Annotated in this window: 24 protein-coding genes; 8 read left to right on the plus strand and 16 right to left on the minus strand. The window is 59.8% G+C overall.

Annotation, left to right across the window (positions count from 1 at the left end):
* Positions 1–10: 10 nt before the first annotated feature.
* The 10 genes from K290_RS0110630 to K290_RS0110680 all read right to left on the minus strand — a co-directional run bounded on the left by K290_RS0110630 (position 11) and on the right by K290_RS0110680 (position 12266).
* Positions 11–364 carry a DUF6867 family protein gene (locus K290_RS0110630; RefSeq protein WP_028751910.1) on the minus strand — a complete coding sequence of 118 codons (354 nt, stop codon included), beginning with the start codon at positions 362–364 and terminating at the stop codon, positions 11–13.
* A 24-nt stretch (positions 365–388) separates the two neighbouring features.
* The gene (locus tag K290_RS0110635; protein WP_028751911.1) at positions 389–1117 is read right to left on the minus strand and encodes an ABC transporter ATP-binding protein; all 729 of its coding nucleotides are present in this window, start codon (positions 1115–1117) and stop codon (positions 389–391) included.
* A complete protein-coding gene (locus K290_RS0110640; RefSeq protein WP_028751912.1) occupies positions 1114–1989 on the minus strand; it encodes an ABC transporter ATP-binding protein in 876 nt (291 codons plus the stop codon). Before K290_RS0110640 ends, K290_RS0110635 begins: the two co-directional genes overlap by 4 nt.
* Entirely contained in the window at positions 1989–3380 is a 1392-nt protein-coding gene (gene livM / locus K290_RS0110645) for a high-affinity branched-chain amino acid ABC transporter permease LivM (protein WP_028751913.1), read from the minus strand. The genes K290_RS0110640 and livM overlap by 1 nt, the downstream gene beginning before the upstream one ends.
* Positions 3381–3384: 4 nt before the next feature.
* On the minus strand, positions 3385–4287 hold the full coding sequence (locus K290_RS0110650) for a branched-chain amino acid ABC transporter permease (RefSeq protein ID WP_028751914.1): 903 nt from the start codon (positions 4285–4287) through the stop codon (positions 3385–3387).
* A gap of 306 nt (positions 4288–4593) precedes the next feature.
* Entirely contained in the window at positions 4594–7020 is a 2427-nt protein-coding gene (locus K290_RS0110660; RefSeq protein WP_028751916.1) for a GcvT family protein, read from the minus strand.
* A 187-nt stretch (positions 7021–7207) separates the two neighbouring features.
* Positions 7208–7762: a sarcosine oxidase subunit gamma gene (locus K290_RS0110665; RefSeq protein WP_028751917.1), complete on the minus strand. Its 555-nt coding sequence runs from the start codon at positions 7760–7762 to the stop codon at positions 7208–7210.
* A 7-nt stretch (positions 7763–7769) separates the two neighbouring features.
* The gene (locus tag K290_RS0110670) at positions 7770–10727 is read right to left on the minus strand and encodes a sarcosine oxidase subunit alpha family protein (RefSeq protein ID WP_028751918.1); all 2958 of its coding nucleotides are present in this window, start codon (positions 10725–10727) and stop codon (positions 7770–7772) included.
* Positions 10724–11002, minus strand: coding sequence for a sarcosine oxidase subunit delta (locus K290_RS0110675; protein WP_028751919.1), 279 nt, complete (start codon positions 11000–11002; stop codon positions 10724–10726). Before K290_RS0110675 ends, K290_RS0110670 begins: the two co-directional genes overlap by 4 nt.
* Before the next feature lie 13 nt (positions 11003–11015).
* Positions 11016–12266 (minus strand): sarcosine oxidase subunit beta family protein, encoded by a 1251-nt coding sequence (locus K290_RS0110680; RefSeq protein WP_028751920.1) that lies wholly within the window; start codon positions 12264–12266, stop codon positions 11016–11018.
* A gap of 328 nt (positions 12267–12594) precedes the next feature.
* Here K290_RS0110680 and cysQ point away from each other — a divergent pair, with 328 nt between their 5' ends.
* Entirely contained in the window at positions 12595–13386 is a 792-nt protein-coding gene (cysQ, locus tag K290_RS0110685; RefSeq protein ID WP_028751921.1) for a 3'(2'),5'-bisphosphate nucleotidase CysQ, read from the plus strand.
* Positions 13387–13616: 230 nt separating this feature from the next.
* Positions 13617–13892, plus strand: a complete 276-nt coding sequence (gene sciP / locus K290_RS0110690; RefSeq protein WP_004107124.1) for a CtrA inhibitor SciP — start codon at positions 13617–13619, stop codon at positions 13890–13892.
* A 34-nt stretch (positions 13893–13926) separates the two neighbouring features.
* On the opposite strand, the gene K290_RS0110695 is transcribed toward sciP, so the two are convergent.
* Positions 13927–14388, minus strand: coding sequence for a paraquat-inducible protein A (locus tag K290_RS0110695; protein ID WP_028751922.1), 462 nt, complete (start codon positions 14386–14388; stop codon positions 13927–13929).
* A gap of 188 nt (positions 14389–14576) precedes the next feature.
* Between K290_RS0110695 and K290_RS0110700 the strand changes: the two genes are divergently transcribed.
* Entirely contained in the window at positions 14577–14858 is a 282-nt protein-coding gene (locus K290_RS0110700; protein WP_028751923.1) for a GNAT family N-acetyltransferase, read from the plus strand.
* Between the two features lie 188 nt (positions 14859–15046).
* Here the strand turns inward: K290_RS0110700 and K290_RS0110705 are convergent, their stop codons facing one another.
* Complete coding sequence (locus tag K290_RS0110705; protein ID WP_028751924.1) at positions 15047–15403, minus strand: flagellar export protein FliJ; 357 nt, start codon at positions 15401–15403, stop codon at positions 15047–15049.
* Positions 15404–15844: 441 nt separating this feature from the next.
* Here K290_RS0110705 and ctrA point away from each other — a divergent pair, with 441 nt between their 5' ends.
* Entirely contained in the window at positions 15845–16546 is a 702-nt protein-coding gene (gene ctrA / locus K290_RS0110710) for a response regulator transcription factor CtrA (RefSeq protein ID WP_028751925.1), read from the plus strand.
* Between the two features lie 140 nt (positions 16547–16686).
* Here the strand turns inward: ctrA and K290_RS0110715 are convergent, their stop codons facing one another.
* Positions 16687–17049, minus strand: a complete 363-nt coding sequence (locus K290_RS0110715) for a response regulator (protein WP_028751926.1) — start codon at positions 17047–17049, stop codon at positions 16687–16689.
* Positions 17050–17257: 208 nt separating this feature from the next.
* On the minus strand, positions 17258–17905 hold the full coding sequence (chpT, locus tag K290_RS0110720; RefSeq protein ID WP_028751927.1) for a histidine phosphotransferase ChpT: 648 nt from the start codon (positions 17903–17905) through the stop codon (positions 17258–17260).
* 306 nt (positions 17906–18211) lie between these two features.
* Here chpT and K290_RS0110725 point away from each other — a divergent pair, with 306 nt between their 5' ends.
* Positions 18212–18823, plus strand: coding sequence for a DUF1134 domain-containing protein (locus K290_RS0110725; protein WP_028751928.1), 612 nt, complete (start codon positions 18212–18214; stop codon positions 18821–18823).
* A 190-nt stretch (positions 18824–19013) separates the two neighbouring features.
* Positions 19014–20204, plus strand: coding sequence for a hypothetical protein (locus tag K290_RS0110730; protein ID WP_028751929.1), 1191 nt, complete (start codon positions 19014–19016; stop codon positions 20202–20204).
* 27 nt (positions 20205–20231) lie between these two features.
* Here the strand turns inward: K290_RS0110730 and K290_RS0110735 are convergent, their stop codons facing one another.
* Entirely contained in the window at positions 20232–21062 is an 831-nt protein-coding gene (locus K290_RS0110735; RefSeq protein ID WP_028751930.1) for a TrmH family RNA methyltransferase, read from the minus strand.
* A gap of 10 nt (positions 21063–21072) precedes the next feature.
* Positions 21073–21450: a hypothetical protein gene (locus K290_RS0110740; protein ID WP_028751931.1), complete on the minus strand. Its 378-nt coding sequence runs from the start codon at positions 21448–21450 to the stop codon at positions 21073–21075.
* A 49-nt stretch (positions 21451–21499) separates the two neighbouring features.
* Between K290_RS0110740 and K290_RS0110745 the strand changes: the two genes are divergently transcribed.
* Both K290_RS0110745 and rpoH read left to right on the plus strand, forming a co-directional pair.
* Complete coding sequence (locus K290_RS0110745; protein WP_028751932.1) at positions 21500–22525, plus strand: RluA family pseudouridine synthase; 1026 nt, start codon at positions 21500–21502, stop codon at positions 22523–22525.
* A 444-nt stretch (positions 22526–22969) separates the two neighbouring features.
* Positions 22970–23878 (plus strand): RNA polymerase sigma factor RpoH, encoded by a 909-nt coding sequence (gene rpoH / locus K290_RS0110750; RefSeq protein WP_028751933.1) that lies wholly within the window; start codon positions 22970–22972, stop codon positions 23876–23878.
* Positions 23879–23947 lie beyond the last annotated feature (69 nt).

A 23947-nucleotide genomic window follows, 5' to 3' on the forward strand; every position in this document is an offset into this window, starting at 1 on the left:
CGGCGCACTGTCAATTCTTCTTCTTCCACGAGAAGGCAGAAGTTTTTTCATACAGCCAGTAGTAGTTGTTCACCATCTGGTAGGTGCGTCGATAGCGGTACCCCGCCGTCGAGAAAATCAGGAGAAGAACCACGTCGAGAACATAGTTGCCGAGGTCGAACACCGGGCCGTTGAACAGCGCATGGTGCAGGAACTGCAGCCCAAGGCCGATCAGGAACGTATAGATGACCACCAACGGATAGGAGTTCCAGTTGCTCGCCACGGCGCGGCCGGCGCGCCATGCCGTCCAGAAACCCAAAAGAACGATAACCACACGAATGACGAGGCGCCCGCCGGTATCGCTTTCGAAGAAAAGTCCCTGCATATCAAATTCTCCGCAGAACGAGACTCAATGGTGACCGCCTTCGAGATAGGCGGAGCGCACTTCCGGATTGGCGAGCAGTTCCTTGCCGGAGCCGCTCATCGTCACCCGGCCGTTGACCATGACATAAGCGCGGTCGGAGAGCTTCAGGGCCGCAAAAGCGTTCTGCTCGACCAGGAAGACGGTGAGCCCCTGGCTCTTGTTCAGAACCTTGATGGCTTCGAAAATGCCCTTGACGATCAGCGGCGCAAGGCCGAGCGAAGGTTCGTCCAGCAAAAGCAGCTTCGGGCGTGCCATCAGCGCACGGCCGATCGACAGCATCTGCTGCTCGCCGCCCGACAGCGTGCCGCCACGCTGCGATTGACGCTCCTTCAGGCGCGGAAACAGGGTGAAGATCTTCTCGACATCCTCATTGAAATATTTGAGCTTGTCGAGGCTCGCGCCCATCTGCAGGTTTTCGTAAACCGTCATGCGCGGGAAGATGCGCCGCCCTTCCGGCGATTGCGCAATACGCAGCCGGGCGATCTCATGCGTCGGCATGTGGGTGATGTCGCGGCCATCGAAGGTCACCGAGCCGTTGCGCGCTTGCGGGCTACCGCAGATCGTCATCATCAATGTCGACTTGCCGGCACCGTTGGCGCCGATCAGGCTGACGATTTCGCCGCTGTTGACTTCGACATTGACACCGGCGAGAGCGCGGATATTGCCGTAATAGGTTTCGACGCCTTCAACTTTCAGAAGCGGTTGCCCCGTCATCGATGTTCGCCCTCTTGGAGGTGCTCGACTTCGGCAATCACCTCTTCCACTTCTTCATCTTCGACACCCAGATAAGCCGCGATCACTCTCGGATCGTTCTTGACCTCATCCGGCGTACCATCGGCAATCTTCTGTCCGTATTCCAGCACGACGACATGATCGGAGATTTCCATCACAACCGACATGTCGTGTTCGATCAGAAGGATCGACGTGTCGGCATCCTTGCGAATGCTGCGCAGGAATTCGTTGAGTACCAGCGACTCGCGCGGATTAAGACCGGCGGCCGGCTCGTCCAGGCACAGGAGTTCGGGGCCGGTGCACATGGCACGGGCGATTTCGAGACGGCGTTGCGCGCCGTATGGAAGATCGCCGGCCGGATCGTCGGCGCGATCGACGAGATCGGCCTTCTCCAGCCAGAAGCGTGCCAGTTCGATCGCGTTCTTCGCTTCGGCGCGATATTTGCCGACGCCGAGCAGACCAAGCACCGTAAAGCCCGACGCGCGCATCAGCTTGTTGTGCTGAGCAACCAGCAGGTTTTCAAGCACGGTCAGGCCCGAGAACAGGCGGATGTTCTGGAACGTACGCGCCACCTTGGCTTCGCGGGTAATGCGGAAGTCCGGCAGCCGCTCCAGGAGGAATTGCTTGCCGCTCTTCTGGTTGAGCGTGATCATCCCCATCGTCGGCTTGTAGAAACCGGTGATGCAATTGAACACGGTGGTCTTGCCGGCGCCGTTCGGGCCAATCAGCGCGGTAATATCGCCGCGCTTGGCCTCGAAGGAGAAGTCGTTGATCGCCATCAGGCCACCAAACTTCATCGACAGATGGTCGACCTTCAGCAGGACGTCGTCAGGGGTTACGGTCACAGCATTCATCAGCCGTGGCCCTCCTTTGTAAAGCTGCCGGATACCGCTTTCCGCTCCTTGAGGAAGGCGGTTGGCTCACGGGTGCCGACGAAGCCGCGCGGCTTCAATATCATGACGACGACCATGGCCAGGCCGAAGATCAGCATGCGGTAGAGTTCCGGAGTGAAGTCGGCACCGAAAATAACCTTGAGGAAGCCCATGTCGCGCAGCAATTCCGTGCCGCCGACCATGGCGATCGCGGCGATGGCGATGCCTTTCAGCGAGCCCATGCCGCCAAGCACGACGATCGCGAGAATGACTGCCGATTCGAGGAACACGAAGGATTCAGGCGAGACGAAGCCCTGACGCGCGGCAAAGAACGAGCCGGCAAAACCGCCGAACATCGCGCCGGTGGCGAATGCCGTCAGCTTCGTCGTCACCGTGTTGATGCCGAGCGAGCGGCAGGCGATTTCGTCTTCGCGCAGCGCTTCCCAGGCGCGACCGATCGGCATCCGGCGCAGCCGGATCGTCACATAGGCGGTCAGCATGCAGAGCGCCAGAATGACGTAGAACAGGAAGATCTTGTACCAAGCCGACGAGATCGGCAGGCCGAAGGTCCGGACGAAATTGTGCGGATCCTTCATGTCGAACGTATAAAGGCCGAACAGCGAGGCCTTGGTGATGTTGGAGATGCCGAAGCTGCCGCGGGTAACATCCGTCCAGTTGGTGATGACGATGCGGATGATTTCGCCGAAGGCCAGCGTCACGATGGCGAGATAATCGCCGCGCAGACGCAGCACCGGAAAGCCGAGGATCATGCCCCACAAGCCGGCGAAGATGCCGGACAACGGCAGCAGGATCCAGAAGGACAGGCCGAAATGCGTCGACAGCAGCGCGTAGGAATAGGCTCCGACCGCATAGAAGGCGACGTAACCGAGGTCGAGTAGGCCGGCCAGGCCGACGACGATGTTCAGGCCCCAGGCGAGCATCACGTAGATCAGGATCTGGATGCCGAAATTGTCGACATAGGTCAGCGATCCCTGCGCACCGAAAAGCGCCAGCGCCAAAAGTGGATAGATGAGCAGGAAGACAAGCGCGATCGCGTTGAAGTTCCGCGAGATGAAGCCAGGTTCGGCTTCGACGGGCGGAGCCTTCGCCTTTGCGGCTTTCATGGCCGCCAGCTTGGGCTGCACGAACACCGTCATGACGAATCGCCCGACGGCGGCTATCGTGACGATGGACGCCAGCAAGCCCCAGCGTTGAACGATGACCAACTGGTTGTCGATGTTCTGATCGGTCTTCAGGCCGATATAGAGCACGAACATGCCGAATGCGATGACCGCAGTCCAAAGGGCGTCGGTAATCCCCTTCTGGACAAGGCCGGGTGCGGTCTTGCCTGCAACGAAATTTGAACTTGCCATGGCGTTATACCTTCTCGACTTCCGGCCGCCCGAGAATACCCGTCGGCTTGAAGATCAACACGTAGGCCAAGATGCCGTAGGTCGCGACATCCTTATACGCGATAGCGAAATTGCCCGACCAGAACGACTCGATGAAACCGATCATCAGTCCGCCGAGCACGGCACCCGGCAACGAGCCGATGCCTCCGAGAACGGCCGCGGTGAACGCCTTGACACCGGGAACGAAGCCATCGGTGAAATTGGCGACACCGTAATACATCAGGTACATCGTGCCGGCGACGGCGGCGAGCGCCGCGCCCATGATGAAGGTGACGGAAATTGTGCGGTCGACATTGATGCCGAGCAGCGCCGCCATCTTGCGATCCTGTTCCGTGGCGCGCTGCGCGCGGCCAAGCGCGGTCTTGTTGACCAGATACCAGAAAGCGGCGAGCAGAACGACCGTGCAGATGAAGATGATGATCTGCTTCAGCGACAGCGACACGCCGCCGATATTGTAGACATCGCCCACCAGCGTCGGGATCGGCTTGTTGCGCGGGCCCTGTGCGACCTGGATGAAATTCGACAGCACGATCGACATGCCGATTGCGGTAATCAGCGGCGCCAGGCGGAAAGAACCGCGCAGCGGCCGATAGGCGACACGCTCGATCACCCAATTCCACAGGCTCGTCATCAACATGGCGACGATGAGCATCACCAGAAGCAGGATCGCCACGGGCAATCCGGCAACGAGCGACACGAGAACCAGGTAAGTGATAAGAGCGGCGAATCCGCCAAGCATGAACACGTCGCCATGAGCAAAGTTGATCATGCCGATGATGCCGTAAACCATGGTATAGCCAATGGCGATCAGGCCGTAAATTGACCCGAGAGTCAGCCCGTTAAGGAGCTGCTGGATAAAATAATCCATATGTCATTTCCCCTGGATGCGGAGTTTCATCGACCGCATCTCTTTTTGGTTAGGGTATTCCTTCGAGAGGGCCCGTGGGGGCGATTCCATACTGTTTTCGAAGGAAATGTGAAGCCAAAAAGGCAGGAAATTGACAAAATCTTTTCAAAAACCCCTTCGATGACGCAAATCGAGCCAGAAAAGATAGAAAAACAGCATTCTCTGGCTCAAAAATAGCCAGGACCATCCGGATTCGTATTTCGCTCAAAAAATCTCTTCAGAAACGGGCTCGCGAGAAGCCCGCTCCCTTCCCTCCGACCTGAATGCTCAGGAGCGCATGCGCGCGCCTTCGACATCGAACAACGGTTGCGGCTGCATTGTCGCAGGCAAAATGTCGCCGAGCAGTTCGATCGACCATCCCTGCGCTTCATCGGCAATCTCTTTCGGCACATAACCAATGGCGACCGAGACCCCCGAGGCGTGCGCATAGCCGCCCGAGGTCACCCAGCCGCAGACAGCACCGTTGTGATAGATCGGTTCATCACCGATGACATCGGCATCCCTGGCCGCGAGAATAAATGTGCGCCGCCGCAAGGCGCCGCCCACGGCCTTCTCCCTGCCCGCCGCCGATTTTCCGATGAAATCGGCCTCCTTGGAGAGTGCTACGAAGCGGCCGAGCCCGGCCTCCAGGGGTCCATGAAGCGGACGGTATTCGCGCGCCCAGCTACCATAGGATTTGTCCAGGCGGAGTGCGTTCAGCGCCCTCAGACCGAAGAGCTTGACACCAAATTCGGCACCCGCCTCCATCAGCAGATCGAAGAGGTAGCGCTGATGTTCCGGTTTCATCCAGATCTCATAGCCGAGATCGCCGGTATAGGAGACGCGGCCGACGATGGCAGGCGCCATGCCGAGATCCATGCGGCGGATGGACATGAAGGGGAAAGCGGTTGCGGAAACATCCTGATGCGTCAGCTTTTCCAGGAGTTTGCGCGCATTCGGGCCCGCGATCGAAAGGCCGAGTAGCGACAGGCCGAGCGCCTTCAGCTCCACCGATCCGTCCTTTGGCAATTGGCTCTCGAACCAGCGCATATGATAGGCCTCGGCAACGCCGGAGCCGATAAGGAGGAAATCCCCTTCACCCAGTTTGGCGAGGGTGAAATCGCCGATAAGCTTGCCGTCATGCTTCAGCATCGGCGCCAGCGTCATGCGGCCAGCAGCCGGAATGCGGCAGGCAAGCAGCCGATCGAGAAAGGCTTCCGCTGCCGGTCCCTTGACCGAATATTTGGCAAAGCCGGAGGTTTCCATCAGGCCGACGCTGTCGCGCACCGCCCTCGCCTCCGCGCCGACCACATGGAAATCATTGGACCGCCGCCACGAAAACTCGTCCACTTCACCCGCAGGCGCAAACCACAGCGCCTGCTCCAGCCCATAGGAGGCACCGAAGACGCCACCCGCAGCCTTGAGCCTGTCGTAGATCGGCGTCGTCAGCAACGGCCGCGCCGCCGGCAGTTCCTCGTTGGGATAGCGGATGGAGAAACGCCGCGCATAGTTTTCGCGCACCTTGGCGTTGGTATAGGCAAGCGTCGCATAATCGCCATAGCGTGAGACGTCCATGGCGAAGACGTCGAAGCCGGGATCGCCGTGGATCATCCAGTTGGCGAGCGCCAGCCCCACGCCGCCGCCCTGGCTGAATCCGGCCATGACGGCGCAGGCGGACCAGTAATTCGTCAGGCCGCGTACCGGCCCTACCAGCGGATTGCCATCCGGCGAGAAGGTAAAGGGGCCGTTGATGATCTTCTTGATGCCGGCATTGTTGAAGGCGGGGAAATGACGAAAGCCGACTTCGAGCTCCGGTGTGATGCGCTCGATATCCTCGGCCAATAGCTCATGGCCGAAATCCCAGGGCGTCGTCACCGGCGACCAGGGGCGGCAGGCCTTTTCATATGTGCCCATCAGCATGCCCTGCCGCTCCTGGCGCAGATAGATCTCGCCGTCGAAATCGACGCAGTGCATCAGCTCCTTGCCGGTCGTCTTGTTGAAATCGGCGACCTCCGGCATGTCCTCGGTGATCAGATACATGTGCTCCATGGCGAGCACCGGCAGTTCCAGCCCGACCATGCGCCCGACCTCGCGCGCCCAGAGACCGGCGGCATTGACGACATGCTCGGCAACGATCTCGCCCTGATTGGTAATCACCCGCCAGGAACCGTCCTCGCGCTGCACCAACTCCTCGACCTTGGTGTGCAGGTAAATCTCGGCGCCGTTCTTCTTGGCCGAGCGTGCATAGGCATGTGTGGTGCCGTAGGGATCGAGATGACCTTCGACGGGATCATAGAGCGCGCCGACAAATTGGTCGGGATCGAGAAGCGGCATCATCACATGCGCTTCCTTCGGCGTCAGCAATGTCGCCTCAAGACCGTGATACCGGCCTTTGGCAAGGATCGATTTCAGCCAGTCGAAACGCTGCGGGGTTGCCGCCAGCATCAGACCGGAGGTCATGTGCAGCCCGATATCCTGGCCGGAATAGTCTTGGATCTCCTTATAGAGCTCGACCGTATATTTCTGCAGCTTGGCGACATTAGGATCGCCGTTGATCGTGTGCATGCCGCCCGCCGCGTGCCACGTCGAACCCGATGTCAGCTCCGAGCGCTCCAACAGCACGACGTCCGTCCAGCCGAATTTCGTCAGGTGATAAAGCACCGAACATCCGACGACCCCGCCGCCGATGACGACGACCTTGGCATGGCTTTTCATCCAAAAATCCCCTTGTTCGGCGCGAAGTCGCCGGGAATTTTCCCGTTTGACCGACCGTATTTGCAGGGTAGCCTAGAGGCTATCTATAAGGCCAAATAGCCCGAACTGCGAAACCGATATGTCTGTTTGCGCCATCGCAATTGTTCGGATCGCGCCATTGCTTTCCGGCGCATAAGCCCTTAGCCGCTCAATCAGCAAACCCTGCCGTCAACGCGAACTCACGCCCCATCTCCATCAGCTCCTCGAACACGCTGCCGGCATAAGAGCGAGGGACGATGATCTCGAAAAGGTCGGGGCCGGTGCGGGCGAGATTGGCACTGACATGGCAGCACAGCATGTTAGCCGACCGTCCCTCGGCGAAGACTTGCGGATGCAAGTCGACCGCGACGCATTTCGCCAGGATGCGTCGGACACTCGGACCCGAAAGTCGCAGCACCACGCGGCCGTCGCTCTGTTCGAAGAAGGAAACGCGGGCGGCATCCAATAAAGCGAGATCACGCGCCACGCTCTCGGCCCCCAACACCTCCGATACCGCCAGCCAATCGCCCGGTCCCACATGGCGTACTGAAATATCCGACATCGCTTTCAATGCCGCCAGCGTCCAGGCTTCTTGGCCGGCATGGGCGAGCACGGAGAATATGGCGGGCCGGCGGACGACGGCAAGATGGTTCGGATTGGGCTCCGCCTCGAAGCCGGAGATGTGGTCTTCCAGCACGTGCCGGTTTTGATATGCAACGCTCATCAATCCCTCATCCCAAAAGCTTCTTGTTGGCGGGATCAACGAAAACCGGATTACAAACCTCGGCAATCATCTCTTCGCCGCGCAGCCCATCCCAGACGATCACATGTTCACCGATCCGCTCGCGGCCGGATTTCAGGAAAGCCAGCGCGATGAAATGCCCGAGAACCGGGGAGAAGCAGGCGGAAGAAACATGGCCTTGATCATTCGCCGTCGACGGCTTTGCGCCTTCCTTCAGGAGGTGCGCACCCGCCCGGATTTCCTTGGTGGCATCGACTGGCTTCAGCCCGACGAGCTGGACACGATCGGCGGCGGTGAGGCCGAAGCGGGTCGAAAGCCGTTTGCCGATGAAATCCGGCTTCTGCGTCGCCATCATCCGGCCGAGGCCCACATCGTCTGGCGTGGCGCGGCCATCCAACTCGTTATGGGTGACATGCCCCTTCTCGATGCGAAGCACATTCAGCGCCTCTACCCCGTAGGCGCAGATACCATGCGCCTTGCCCGCCGCCATGATCGCATCCGCCACCGCTTCGCCATAGCCGGCAGGAACCGCGAGTTCATAGGCCAGTTCGCCGGAGAAGGAGATGCGGAACAGTCTCGCCTTCAGACCACCTTTCAACATCACTTCTGCGGCAGCGAGGAATGGGAAGAACGCGTCGGAAATATCGTCCTCGACAATCTGTTCCAGAACCTCACGGGCCTTCGGTCCCGCAATCGCCATCTGCGCCCATTGATCCGACGAGGAAACGAAACATACGTCGAGTTGCGGCCAAAGGGTCTGGGCACAGAATTCCATATGCGCCATCACCTCTCCAGCCATCGCGGTCGTGGTGGTGAGGAAGAAATGGTTTGGCGACAGCCGGCTCGTCGTGCCGTCGTCGAACACCATGCCGTCCTCGCGCAGCATCAGCCCGTAGCGTGCCTTGCCGATCGGCAGTTTCAGGACGGCATTGGAATAGAGACGGTTGAGAAACTCCGCCGCATCCTTGCCGAACACTTCGATCTTGCCGAGCGTCGAGACATCGCAGAGGCCGACATTGTTGCGGACGTTCAGCACCTCTCGGTCGACGCTATCGCGCCAGTCCCTCTCGCCCGGACGCGCAAACCAGGCGGAGCGATACCAAAGGCCCGCTTCGACGAAGATCGCGCCATTTTTCTTCGCCCAGCCATGCAACGGCGATTCCCGCACCGGCTGCGCACGCTTGTCGCGCGCCGTACCGGCCAGGGCACCGAAGGAGACGGGCGTATAGAAAGGCCGGAACGTCGTCGTGCCGACAGCCGCAGGGCTGACGCCGCGCATGCCGGCGATTAGGCCGGCGGCGTTGACATTGCCGAGTTTGCCTTGATCCGTGGCCATGCCGCTCGTCGTATAGCGCTTGGCATGCTCCGCATGACCAAAGCCTTCTCGTAAGGCTAAGCCCAAATCTTTCGCATGGACGTCGTTCTGAAAGTCGACGAAAGCCTTGTCCTTGGCGCCCGGCACATGCCAGATGGCGGCGAAGGACTGCTCGTAATCGCCTTCGACCTCGGGCATCTCGGCCTCATGCGCCCTGCGTCCGAGGCTTTCGACTACCCGCCGCGCCTTTGCCGCACCATCGGCGAGACAGCCGGAAACACTGTCGATGCCTGCAGCCGATCCGGCAATCTCCATTTCGCCGCCGACGGTGGGTGCCAGGAAGGCCTGTTTCTCGTCGGACCACACCGGCTTTGCGCCGCGCTGACAGGCGAGGTGAATGATCGGCGACCAGCCGCCAGACATGGCAAGCGCATCGCAGGCGATAAGTTCGTCTAGGCCACCGCGATCAGCAATCACGCCGCTGATACGATACCGGCCCTTCGTGGCCTGTACGGTGCCACCATGGATGATGCGAATGCCCTGCGGTGCAGGATCGGAGGAGGCGCTACGCGTATCGATGATAACAGATATTTCGACGCCTTCAGCCGCCAGATCCAGCGCGGTGCGATAGCCGGAGCCGCCATTGGTGAACACCGCCACCTTCTGCCCCGCCACGACACCATAGCGATTGAGGTAGCTGCGCATCGCGCCAGCCATCATCACGCCCGGTCTGTCATTGCCGCCGAACACCAGGGGCCGCTCTTCCGCACCGGTCGCCAGGATGGCGCGCTTGGCGGCGATGCGCCAGAGACGCTCGACCGGCAGATCGGGCGACGGCGTTGGTACATGCTTCTGCACTTTTTCGACGGCACCGAAGACATTGTCGTCGTACCAGCCGAACACCGTCGTGCGCGGCATCAACGTGACATTCTCGAAGCTCTGGAGTTCGTCGAGCGCCGCGTGCACGAAGATATCCGTAGAGACGCTGCCGATCGACAATCGCTCCGACAATAGCGACCCGCCCAGACGGAATCCTTCGTCTGCAAGGATGATGCGGAGCCCGGCGCGCGCCGCCGTCAGCGCCGCCATCAGCCCGGCAGGGCCGGAGCCGATCACCAGCAGATCGCAATGCGCCCAGGCCTTCTCATAGCGATCGGGATCGGCCTGCATCGCGGCCTTGCCGAGACCGGCCGCACGGCGGATCAGCGGCTCATAAACCTTCTCCCAGAAGGCCGCCGGCCACATGAACGTCTTGTAGTAGAAGCCGGCGCCGAGAAAGGGCGAGAGCAGACCGTTGATCGAGGCAATGTCATATTTCAGCGACGGCCAGCGGTTTTGGCTGACGGCGGTCATGCCTTGATAGAGCTCGGCGACTGTGGCGCGCGTATTCGGCTCCGCCCGCCCATCCCTGCCGATCGTCACCAGCGCATTCGGCTCGGCGGACCCCGCCGTCAAAATGCCGCGTGGACGATGGTATTTGAAGCTGCGGCCGACGAGCAATTGGTCGTTGGCGAGAAGCGCAGCGGCGAGCGTATCGCCTTCCATCCCCTTCATGTCCCTGCCGTCGAACTTGAACGAAAGCGGCCGGCTGCGATTGACGAGCCCGCCGGAAGAAAGACGATAAGCCGTCATTGCGCCGCCTCCCGCGCCTTGTCCGCGGCATCGGTGACGGAGAAGACCTCGTGGGTGACATTGCTGCGGTCGACAATCAGCCAGCGGCGGCAACCGGCCGCATGGTGCCAATGTTCGAGGATGCGCCCTCGTTCATTATCGCGGATATAAACATGGCGATGCCAGTCTTCATCCGGCGCAGACGGTGTCGGACGGACGGCGGATGCAGAGCCGCGAATGGTGAACTCTTCTTTCGGGCGCGCGCCGCAATGCGGGCAGGTGATCAGGCTTGCCATTGGTTTCGTGCCCTCAATGCAGATTCGGCTGCGGACCCTTGCCGCCTTCGTCGATCGCAAAACCGCGCTCGAAACGGTCCAGGCGCATGAAGCGGCTGACATGGTGGCTCTCGCCCTTGGCGATCAGATGCGCGAAGCAAAAGCCGGAGGCCGGTGTCGCTTTGAAGCCGCCATAGTTCCATCCGCAGTTCAGATAGAGATTGTCGACCGGCGTACGGTCGATGATCGGCGAACCGTCCATGCTCATATCCATCACCCCGCCCCAGCTCCGCAGCACGCGGACGCGCGACAGGCCCGGGATCAGCGACACCCCCTCCTCCATCGTATGCTCCACAGTGGCGAGATTGCCGCGCTGAGCATAGGAGCTGTAATAATCGACATCGGCCCCGAAGACCAAACCGCCCTTGTCGGACTGCGATATGTAAAAGTGGCCGGCACCATAGGTGATGACGTGATCGATCACCGGTTTCAGCCCTTCCGTGACGAAAGCCTGCAGCACATGGGTTTCGATCGGTAATTCCAAATCCGCCATGCGCCCAAGAATCGAAGTATGACCGGCCGCCGCCAGCGCCAGCTTGTTGCAGCCGATGAAGCCGCGCGTGGTCTCGACACCGGTCACGATGCCCCCCTCACGGCGGATGCCGATCACCTCGCATTGCTGGATGAGATCGACGCCGCGGCTGTCGGCGCCGCGCGCATAGCCCCAGGCGACGGCATCGTGCCGCGCCGTACCGCCACGCGCCTGCAGCAACCCGCCAAGGATCGGAAAGCGCGCATGATCGAAATTGAGATAAGGCATTATCTTGCGGACCTGATCGCGGCTCAGCAGTTCCGCATCGACCCCGTGCATGCGCATGGCATTGCCGCGCCGAGCATAGGCATCGCGTTGCCTATCGGAATGGAAAAGATTGATAACGCCCCGCTGCGAGATCATGGCATTGTAATTGAAATCCCGCTCCAGCCCTTCCCAAAGCTGCATCGAGAACTCGTAGAACGGCTCGTTGCCCGGCAGCAGGTAATTGGAGCGGATGATCGTGGTATTGCGGCCCACATTGCCGGAACCGAGATAGCTCTTTTCCAGCACCGCAACATTGGTGATGCCGAACTCCTTGGCGAGATAGTAGGCCGTCGCCAATCCATGCCCGCCACCGCCAACAATGATAACGTCATAATGCGATTTCGGCTCCGGAGTTCGCCAGACGGGCTGCCAATGACGGTTTCCTGAAAGCGCCTGCTTCAGAACCTGATATGCCGAATAACGCATGTATGAATCCCGGTCTCTATGCGGCCACACATTCGCATAAGCAACAAAAACGACAAGTCCGGAAAGGACGGAAAATCTTCGCAATTAGAACATGTTCTTTCCCGAATGCGCAGCAAAGCAACGCACTGTATCTCAAAGAACACGCGGCGCCCGCGGATGCTGCCGACAACGGCGCATGGATGCGAAGGCCGGTTGCGGAGTCGCGCGTCAGGCGCTAGGCGGTTGAAACGTGATCGGCCCGGGGTCTAAACTTTACAGGGAAGGCCTCTTAAATATTATATCTTTAAGCTCGAAACACTAACGGGCTGCGGAAAGACGATTAGGCGAAATGCTCGCGACATTCGAAAAGGCGGCCCTCGAGGCGGGTAAGGCTATATTGGAGGTCTACCGTGCCGGTTATGCCGTCGCCTTGAAGCAGGATATGAGTCCCGTCACCATCGCCGACGAACGCGCCGAGCACATTATTCTCGAACATCTGACGCGCGATTTTCCGAACATACCAGCAATAGCCGAGGAATCGGTAGCCGCCGGCAAGATTCCGGACATTCGCGGCCGCGCCTTCTTCCTGGTCGACCCGCTCGACGGCACGCGCGAATTCATCGAGCACCGCGATGAGTTCACCGTCAATATCGCCTATATTCAGAACGGCGTCCCGGTCGCGGGCATCGTCTTTGCGCCGGCGCTCGGCATTGCCTTCACCGGCGAGAATGGCAAGGCGCGTAAGCTCGCCATCACCGACCATTTCACCATTGCCGACCGTTCGGTCATCGCGGTGCGCCCCCGCCCCGAGCATTTGCTGGCGCTTGCCAGCCGCTGCCATAGCAGCTCGAAGACGGATAGTTTCCTGGCGGAAAATGCCGTCTCCGCCTGCACCTCGATCGGCTCTTCCCTGAAATTCTGCCTCCTCGCCGAAGGCAAGGCCGACGTCTATCCGCGCTTCACGCGCACGATGGAATGGGACACGGCCGCAGGCGATGCCGTCTTGCGCGCCGCAGGTGGCTCGACCCTCACACTCGACGGCCGTCCTCTCTTTTACGGCAAGACCGATCAGAGCGAAGATAGCGATTTTGCCAATCCCAATTTCATCTGCTGGGGCGGCGAGAAAAGCCTGGTTGCCTAGACTTCGCTCCAGAAACGTAAGTTTTCACTGACGAAAACTCGTAGAACGGCCGGCTTTTCCGCTGCGATAACAGCGGATTGCGGCATCTGCGGTGTTCCTCTCACTGCGCAAATCAGTCCGCCCGGGCTTTCCTTAAAATTCTTATCAAAGTGTTACTATGCGCTTAGGCAATTTTTAAATGTGGCAAGTTAGAGTGGCTCCCGTGGTCTTGAGTATGTGTAGAGAGTCCAATGACCGAAATGATACGTCCCCGAGTGAAGTATGTCATCGGCCCCGATGGCAGCCCGCTTACGATTGCCGACCTGCCGCCGCCGAACACGCGCCGCTGGGTTATCCGTCGCAAGGCCGAGGTTGTCGCCGCGGTGCGCGGTGGTCTGCTGAGCTTGGAAGAAGCTTGCGAGCGTTATACGCTCACTGTCGAAGAATTCCTCTCCTGGCAGTCGTCCATCAATACCCATGGTCTTGCCGGCCTTCGGACGACCCGCATACAGCAGTATCGTCACTGACGACTGCCATACAGACGCGACATTCGTTTGATCTTCAGTTCGGGCCTTTTTCCTTCCTTAGCAGGATATGAAGAAGGCCCGAAATCATGGTGGAACCCGCATAGAACCATAGGCCCGGCTGCGTAAACGCGGTGGCGAGCCCGCTGGTCTTGGCGGCGGCAATGACGATTGCCACCAGCAGCACGTCCGCCATCGACCAGCGCGCCAATTGCGGCACGATATGGTCGAAAAAGAACCCACCGTCGCTTTTTCTCCTCGTCCCCATCGCTTCAACGGCCAAGCTCACGGTCTTCAAGATCGGCAGCGCCACCGAAACCAGCGCGACAATTGCCGCGAGAAGATAATTTTCTGTCCCCCAGAGAGACGCGATGATGCCGAGCAGGGATGGCGTATCGGTGAAGAAATAAAGCCTTTCGAGGCGGACCAGCGGCAATACCAGCCCGAAAGCCAGCAGGAACGGGACAGTGACCAGAAGCACGGCTTGCAGATTGCGCATTGGTGCCTGAAACCTCCCAAATGCTTGCATCACCCTTATCACAGCCCGCATAGCGCAGAAGCCCGGAAAACCGAATTGTTTTCGAAGGGTATCCGCGACCGCTGCTTGCCACCGGCAACAGGTTTGTTAGCATCGACCGGAGACAGGACGTTAACCGACGTCGAACGGAAACGATGCAAAGGACAATCATGGACATCCGCAACGAAGACAAGGCATCGGGCGGACGCTATGTCGCTACGGTCGAAGGCCACGAAGCCGAGATGACCTTCTCGCGCGCCTCTCCCAAGCTGATTATCATCGACCATACCGGCGTTCCGGATGCGCTTCGCGGCAAGGGCGTCGGCCAGGCGCTCGCCCTTCACGCCGTCGAAGAGGCCCGCAATGGCGGCTGGAAGATCATCCCGCTCTGCCCTTTTTTCAAGGCACAAGCCCAGCGGCATGAAGACTGGCGCGATGTGGTGAATATGTAACCGCCGCCGCTGGAAATCGAGAATCTCCTTTGAAAACACCAAAAGCCGTGCATGGCCGGCCACCCACCATGGCCGGTCATGCACGGCTTTCGAGCCGCCTTCCGTCTCTTCTCGCATAATCCCGAAAATCATTCCCAATTCGGAACGGAATTATGCGGAGATTAAGAAAAGGCGACGGAAGAGTTAGTTCAGGCGCGTGCCCTCATCGGGCCTGAACCGTCGCGCTCTTCGAGCGCTGCGGCCTTGGCATATTCCGCCTGCATTTCTTCCAGCGATGTTTCCAGCGCCTCTTCCTGCACCTGCAGCTCCCTGATAGACACCTGCAGGTTGTCCGCGCGCTGACGTGCGGCCTTGGCGAAGGTCGGGTAGGCAAAGTGGTTCGGATCGGAAATGCCCGACTTTTTCTCTTCCAGCACGATCTGGCTCTCCAGATCCTTTGTCATGCGGTCGAATTCCGCCATCATCATCTGCAGTTGCTGCAGTTGACGGCGTTTTTCGTTCACCTGAAACTCCTTCAGGCGCGTTAGGCTCTCACGTGACTTCATACGCATTACTCCCGTGATGCGAGACCCCGGCTCTCGATATGTTGACCCACCGCACCGCTTTGAGACGGCTTGGTTAAAAAAATTTCCAGCGATCTTAATAAAAACCTACCGCTGGTAACCTTTCGTTTACGGGCATCGTTAATGATAGGGACGATCATTTAAGGGTCAGTAAATGCCGCAGTCGGAATTCGAGATGTTGGCATTGGTGAGTCGAATGAATCACTTAGCGTGTCTTCTTAATGCAACACCTTAGGAAGGGTATTTCCTGATTATTATTGGAAAACAGTGCAATGGAAAAATTATTTAATAAATTCGATACGTCTTGCCAGAGTGAATCAGAATTTGTTAACCATTCCGTGGCAGCTTCCAAATCAGGCAGTGATTTGATCGGTATCGCGTAAGGGGGCTGACGACCTTTCGGCGGCGGTAAAGGGGATAATTATGCGGGTTCTACTCATTGAAGACGATAGCGCGACAGCGCAGAGCATCGAACTGATGCTTAAATCCGAAAGTTTCAACGTTTACACCACCGATCTCGGTGAAGAAGGCGTCGATCTCGGAAAGCTCTACGACTACGATATCATTCTACTCGATCTTAACCTTCCCGACATGTCCGGCTACGAAGTGCTTCGTACGCTGCGTCTGTCGAAGGTCAAGACACCGATCCTCATCCTCTCCGGCATGGCCGGTATTGAAGACAAGGTTCGCGGTCTCGGCTTCGGTGCAGACGACTATATGACCAAACCCTTTCATAAGGATGAATTGGTTGCGCGAATTCACGCCATCGTCCGCCGCTCCAAGGGCCACGCCCAATCGGTGATCATGACGGGCGAACTGATCGTCAATCTCGACGCCAAGACTGTCGAAGTCGGTGGCCAGCGCGTGCATCTGACCGGCAAGGAATACCAGATGCTGGAGCTGCTTTCGCTCCGCAAGGGCACCACCCTCACCAAGGAAATGTTCCTCAACCACCTCTATGGCGGCATGGACGAGCCGGAACTGAAGATTATCGACGTCTTCATCTGCAAGCTGCGCAAGAAGCTCGCTAACGCCGCCGGCGGCGCCAACTATATCGAAACCGTCTGGGGCCGTGGTTATGTGCTGCGCGAGCCCGACAGCAGCGAGTTCGCCGAAAGCGCCTGAGCCGCCCTCCCCGATCACCGCCGAAACATCGAAAATCCCGCCCACCAGGTGGGATTTTTTGTTGCCCGTCTCATGGGCGCAAAATAAGGGCCGCCCAAAAGGCGGCCGTCCTTCATTCCGTTAATATCTCGCTTTGGATATCAGGCCGCAATCGCCCGATTACCGAAAACCGCCGTCAGAATCTTGCGGTCGAAAGGCTTCAGCAGGAAATCGGTAGCGCCGGCGCGTTTGCCGGCCATGAGCTTGCGCAAATCCGCCTCGATCACGCAGTAGTAGATCTTGACCTCTTTGCCATCCGGCGTGGCACGGATACTGGCGATGAGATCGAGGGCGCCTTCCATGCCGGCATCCACGATCAGGTAATCGGGCATTTCAGCCTGGCATCGCGCCAGCGCTTCACGGGCATCGGCAGCTTCGCTGACGAGAAAATCGAGTTCGGAGAGAATCCGCTTGCCGACCTTACGCACGACATCCGACGCGTCCGTAATCATGAATCGTTGCATCATCAACTCCTTCGCGCCCGGTCGCCACCTGTCCGGCGCCATCATCAAATTGGGACGATAGGCGCACGAGGCTAAGGAATCGTTACCGTTGTGTTCATAATTGCTTCGACAACCAAAGGAATGCGCAGGAACGATGATACACCTAAAGATAATCCCGCCGCCGGATGTCCGGCGGCGGGATTATCGACAGAAATCGTGCGAGCGGCGTTTATTCGCTGCGCATGGAGGCGCTGAAAGTCAGCTCCTCCGGCGTGGCGTTGTAGGAGAGTTCCATGCCGCTCTCGTCCGCCAGAAGCACAGTGTAGTAGGGCTGGATGGAGTGAGCATCGACCGCTTCTTCCAATGCACCCGAGCAGATCTCCGCGAATTTCGGCGGCACGCGCATCATCCGGCCCTTGGCGGTGATAGTGAACTTGGCGTCGAGATCGGGATTTTCCAGCGTGACCTCGATGTTGCCGCCGCGCGGAATCGAGCCGTAAGCGACCAGGAAGAGATTGAGCAGCAGCTTCACGCGGTTCTTCGCAACAATGGCGCGCGGTCCGACCCAACTGACCTCTGTCTTCTTCTCGGCGGCGGCGAAATCCTTGGCGGCGCGTTCCGCTTCGCCCGTATCGATCGAGGCACCGACCGAGCCGGATGCGCCGAAGGCAAGGCGTGCGAATTTGAGGCGAACAGAGGCGTTGAGAGCGCTGGTGCGGATCAGCTCCATCGCATCGGCATCGGCGCCGCCCTCGTCGAGCAGCTCAAGACCGTTGTTGATCGCACCGACCGGAGAGATCACATCATGGCAAACGCGGCTGCATAGCAGCGCGGCCAGATCCGGTCCGGTCAAGGTGAGGTTCGGATTCTTCGACATTCATTGTCTCCTGAATGCTGATAAGGCGGAACGCAGTATGATTCTACGTTGCCACGGCAAGATTGCCCGAGGGTTGCCGCAGGCGGCGTACCGCACGCCATAAAGACACCATATTTGGTAAACCGATTGTTAAGATGATCGCCGCAAAATGCATTCATCACCACCAGACCCTTTCGCGCGTGATTCGCCGTGCGGGACGCGGGCGGAACGGTCTGGATTGAGGAGCAAGGTGCGCTCGCCGCGTTCGTGCGAATGCGCAGAGCACCCGCTCCCGATTGCACCGACCATGATGAACGGATGAATGTCATGCGCTATCAACTCCTGAAGAGAATGCCCCGCCTCGGCACGAGAACGGTCGGCCTCGGCCTGATCTTAGCCGTCGTCGCGTTCGTAAGCTTCGCATTGCCGGTTCGTCCGGCAGCCGCCGCGGCCAGCAATCAATATTCGATGCAGGAAATCGTCGACGCCGGCCATTCCTTCTTCGGCTCGACCAGTGGCGGCCTCGCAAAGGTCGTAGAACGGGCCTTTCAGCAATATGGACTGCCGAATGGCTACATCCTCGGCCAGGAAGGCTCCGGCGCTTTCATCGCCGGACTGACCTATGGCGAAGGCCAGCTCAATACCAAGAATGCCGGCGAGCACCCGCTTTACTGGCAGGGTCCCTCGCTCGGCCTCGATTATGGTGGCCAGGGCACCCGAGTCATGATGCTCGTCTATGATCTGCCGAGCATCAATAGCGTCTATACCCGCTTCGGCGGCGTCAGCGGCCAGGCCTTCGTCGTTGCCGGCGTCGGGATGACCGTGCTGAAGAACAACGACATCGTGCTGGTGCCGATCCGCACCGGCCTCGGCGCTCGTCTCGGCGTCAACCTGGGCTACCTCAAGGTCACGCCAAATCCGACCTGGAATCCTTTCTGAGACGCCAGCGACAGTCCCCTCATTCATCGCCTGGCCCGCGGAGATCGCGGGCCTTTTCTCGTGGCGAACGCCCGGCGCGCCGGTAAACCATATCCGATTTAAATGCTTGCCCGCATAGCCGCCGCATGCTTAATCGTTTGCTTAATCACTTTATTGAGATTGAAAACAACTCTTAGATGCTGGCTGCGCCGTGATTGAATTCGCTCTGCTGTTTGGATTGGGCTTTCTGACCGCCACCTTTCTGGTCTTCCTTATCGCGCCCCCAGTGCATCGCCGCATCGTTTGGTTCACGGAAAAGCGGCTGAAAGCGACCATGCCGCTGAGCCCGCAAGAGGTGCGCGCCCAGAAGGACATGGCGCGCGCCCTGTTCGCAGCCGAAAACGCCAAGACGGAGCAGGCGCTGACGCAGGAGCGTGAAAAGAGCGTCGCGCTGCAGATCCATAACGGCAAACTTCAGCAGGAGGCCGGTCGCTTCGCCGCCGAAAATACCGAATTGCGGACCCGGATCGATGATCTCGAGGTCGAAGCCGGTGAACTGCGTTCCCGCCTGCGCCGAGAGGAAAGCTATATCAGCCAGCTCAAATCCGGCATTCACACTGCTGAACAGGTCGGCGCAGAGAAGGATGCCGACATCGACGGCTTGCGCAAGCGGATGACCAAGATGGGCGCCGATGCGGACAATCTGAAGATCGATCTGGCGACCCGTGAGACCGAAATCGAAAGCCTGAAGCTTCGCCTCAAAACGTTGCGGGACGAGCGGGACACGCTGCGCCACGACCTGAACCTTGCAAGCCTCCGCGCCAAGGATGCAGAATTGCGCCTGGGCCAAGAAAGCGACAAGGCCCAGCAGCTCGAAGAGCGCCTGGACCGCGAGATCGCCGACAAGGCCGACAAGGAAACTGCAATCGAACGCCACGTTCATGAGGTGGCGCGCCTGAAGGAAAAACTGGAAACGGCCAGTGCCGAGGCGGAGGAAGCCAGCCGCGCGCTGCGGGCCGCCGGCCTTGTTCCGTCAGCGAAACAGACCAACGGCTCGAAGCCCTCGGTTGGACCCAGAATCGTGGAAGTTGCCGATCATGACGCCAACGCAGCAGAATCGGAGCGCAATGTGGAAGACGACATCGCTCAAATGACGGAGGAGGTGCGCAACCGCGCCGCGGCCCTTTCCGACCGCCTGCTCAAATCGCGATCGCCCTCGCATGATCAAGCCATGCGGGAAGAGATCGCCAACATCGCTGCCAACATGGTGGCGCTGACCGCCCTCAAAGAAGGTGACAAATCGCCGATCCTCGATCTCCTGCCAAAAGAGACGAACGCCGCCGAGCAAGGCGCACGCATCAGCCTTGCCGACCGCGCCGCCGCCCTGCTGCCCAAGCAGTAATGAACGCTCGATACAAAGACGGAAATTTCAGACGCGTTTGATCAATGACGCCATCGCGAAAAGCGCGATGCCGCTCGCCGTCGCCACATTCAGGCTGTCGAGGCCCGGCGCCTGCGGTATCCGCAGGCTGCCGAAGGCCGATAGTATCTCCTGCGGCAACCCCGCCCCTTCAGTGCCAACCACCAGCGCCATCCGATCGGCCGGCGGAACGGCGCGAATATCGACCGCGCCGCGCGGCGACAGGCTCCAGATGGCAAAGCCGCGCTCCGCTAGCGCGGTCAGCAGATCGGCATCGTTCAACTGGCGGCAATAGGGCACAGTCAGCACTGAGCCGACCGAGACGCGCAGCGCCTTGCGATACAACGGATCGCAGCAGGTTTCGTCGAGCAGCACCGCGTCGGCCCCGAACGCGGCGGCATTGCGGAACATCGAGCCGACATTATCATGATTGGAAATGCCGCAGCCCGCTAGAACGAGAGCCTGCTCCGGCAAGCGGTCGAGAAAGGCACCGATGTCCGGCTCTGCCTTACGCCGGCCGAGCGCCAGCACGCCGCGGTGCAGATGAAAGCCGACAATACCGTCCAGCACCGAGGCCTCGGCGACATAGACCGGCACGTCAGGCGGAAAGGCCGCGATGATCTCTTCCAATCCCGCGGCGCGGTTGCGCAGCAACAGCACTTTTTCGGCGACGAAGTCTCCGCCGGCCGCATGTGCCTCGGCAAGAAGCCGCAGCACCACCGTACCTTCGGCAATGAAGCGGTTCTCACGACCCACGAGATCACGGTCGCGGATATTGCGGAATTCGGCGATACGCGGATCATCGGAATGCGTGATCTCGATCAGCCGGTCGCCTGTCATCCCAAAGCCGTCAGTTGGAAAGCGATATGGTCGCAACGATGCGACCGACAGTGTAGTCGAAGACGACGGCTTGCCGCTGGCCACTGGCGAGAGCGCCGTAGAACAGCACCTGGTTTCCGGAGAGCGCCGTGGACTGCACGGTAAAGCCCTGCGGCAGCGCTGCGGTCACTGCCACCGGCGCATCGGAGGGAATATTCGAGGCAGCAGAGCCCGCCGCTTTCGGCGCGGGACGCATCGTCTTGTAGACAACGGCGCCGAACACCGCCATAAGGCTCACCACCATGATGGCGGCCGAGACGATCTGCAGGCGTACCATCTTGCGTCGGACATTTTCCAGGGCCGGATCGAGGGGCTTTTCCTCTTGATCGTCTAGCTCGAGATTCGTCATCGATGCGTCCTATTCCCTAGAGAGCGCCTGTGCGCCGGAGAAAATGCGTTTGAGCGACCCCTTTAAAGAAGCCGCGGGCATTAGAAAAGTCCTAACCGCCGATGAAACAGCCGAAGGGCGGCTCGACGCATGGCTGACTGCGCAGGTTGGCGAGGAATTTTCCCGCAGCCGTATCCAGGCCCTGATCAAGGATAGCGCCGTTCTGCTCAACGGAGCCCCGGTAACCGACGCCAAGCGTAAGGTACGCCCCGGCGATACCTATGAGATCACGCTGCCAGAGCCCGAAGACCCGACGCCGCAGGGCGAAGACATTCCGCTCGATGTCCTTTACGAGGACGACGACGTCATTGTCATCGCAAAGCCCGCAGGCCTCGTCGTTCACCCCGCCGCCGGCAATTGGACGGGTACGTTGGTCAACGCCCTGATCCATCATTGTGGCGATAGCCTTTCCGGCATCGGCGGTGTGCGCAGGCCGGGCATCGTCCACCGGCTGGACAAGGACACCACCGGCGTCATGGTCGTCGCCAAGAACGACGTCGCCCATCGTCACCTTTCCCTGCAATTCGCCGACCATGGCCGTACGAGGTCGCTGGAACGCGCCTATCAGGCGATTGTCTGGGGCCGCCCCCGCCAACTGATCGGGACCATCGACGCGCCGCTTGGCCGCGCCACCGGCGACCGGACCCGACGCGCCGTCAAGCGTCCGGGCAATCAGGACGCCGACGAGGCGATCACGCATTATGAAGTGCTGGAACGTTTTCACGAGGCTCCGGACGCGACTGCGCTCGCCTCCCTCGTCGACTGCCATCTCGAAACCGGCCGCACCCACCAGATCCGCGTCCATATGGCCCATATCGGCCACCCCCTGCTCGGCGACGCCGTCTATGGCGGCGGCTTCAAGACCAAGGCGAACCTGCTGCCGGATGCCGCGAAGCAGGTGGTCAACCGCTTCCCCCGCCAGGCACTCCACGCCTACCTCCTGCAGTTCGAACACCCTCGCACGGGCGAAGTCATGCACTTCGAAGCACCGCTGCCGGATGACATGGAAGAACTGGTCGAAGCGTTGCGGGATTGAGGGGACGATCCAGAGCCTTTTGAAAAAGCCCAGCCGGAGCAATCGGCCCACTATGCGATGAAAACGCGGCGCACTCCGGAAACAATGGGGTCGGCTGCCGCTGGACGCCCGCCTCACAACCGCTTATAATGACGTCGTGAAACCGATCTCCGGTACGCGCCCCCAGTCGTACGAAAGGCAACGCCTCTTGGGACTGAAGTGGTTGAATCTCAAAGGACCGGAGCGTTCGGGCGGATAGTCCTGGAGACGAGCATTACGGCGGACCTTGCTGTCGCGCCGCGTGTAACTCTTGCGTGACTACGTTCTTGAATCACTGTTCTGCCGTACTTATCTACGTATTGGTTTAGTGCGGGGTCTTCACGACCTGCACGCCTTGGTCTGCTTCGTAAAAGGCGCGCAATACGTCTCCAGAAGGGGCCAGATCTCGAATAGGAGGGTGCATTCATGACCCGTAATACGTTGCCGTCCATTACCGCCGGTGAAGCCGGCCTCAACCGCTATCTCGACGAAATTCGCAAGTTCCCCATGCTGGAGCCGCAGGAAGAGTACATGCTCGCCAAGCGCTATGCGGAACATGCCGACCGTCAGGCTGCGCATAGGCTCGTCACCAGCCATCTGCGCCTCGTGGCGAAGATTGCCATGGGATATCGCGGCTACGGCTTGCCGATCGGCGAAGTCGTGTCGGAAGGCAATGTCGGCCTGATGCAGGCCGTCAAGAAGTTTGACCCGGAACGCGGCTTCCGGCTGGCAACCTACGCCATGTGGTGGATCAAGGCCTCGATCCAGGAATATATCCTGCGCTCGTGGTCGCTGGTGAAGATGGGCACGACCGCCAATCAGAAACGTCTGTTCTTCAATCTGCGTCGGCTGAAGGGCCGCATCCAGGCCATCGATGACGGCGACCTGAAGCCGGAGCATGTCGCTGAGATCGCTACGAAGCTGAAGGTCTCCGAGGAAGAGGTCGTTTCGATGAACCGCCGCCTTTCGGGCGACGCTTCGCTGAACGCGCCGATCAAGGCGGCCGAGGGCGATTCCGGCCAGTGGCAGGATTGGCTTGTCGACGATCACGACAGCCAGGAAGACGTGCTGATCGAGCAGGACGAGCTTGATACGCGCCGCCGCATGCTGGCACGCGCCATGAGCGTCTTGAACGACCGCGAACGCCGCATCTTCGAGGCTCGCCGTCTCGCAGAAGACCCGGTGACGCTGGAAGACCTTTCGGCCGAATTCGATATCAGCCGCGAACGCGTCCGCCAGATCGAAGTCCGCGCCTTCGAGAAGGTGCAGGAAGCCGTGCAGAAGGACGCCCTGGAACGCGCCAAGGCATTGCGGGTCGTCGACGCCACGGCTTAACGCGTCGGCTATTGGCCGCTCTCGAATGAGAGCCAAACAAAAGGCGGACCGCAAGGCCCGCTTTTTTTG

It is taken from the genome of Rhizobium leucaenae USDA 9039 (genome assembly GCF_000426285.1).
Classification (GTDB): domain Bacteria; phylum Pseudomonadota; class Alphaproteobacteria; order Rhizobiales; family Rhizobiaceae; genus Rhizobium; species Rhizobium leucaenae.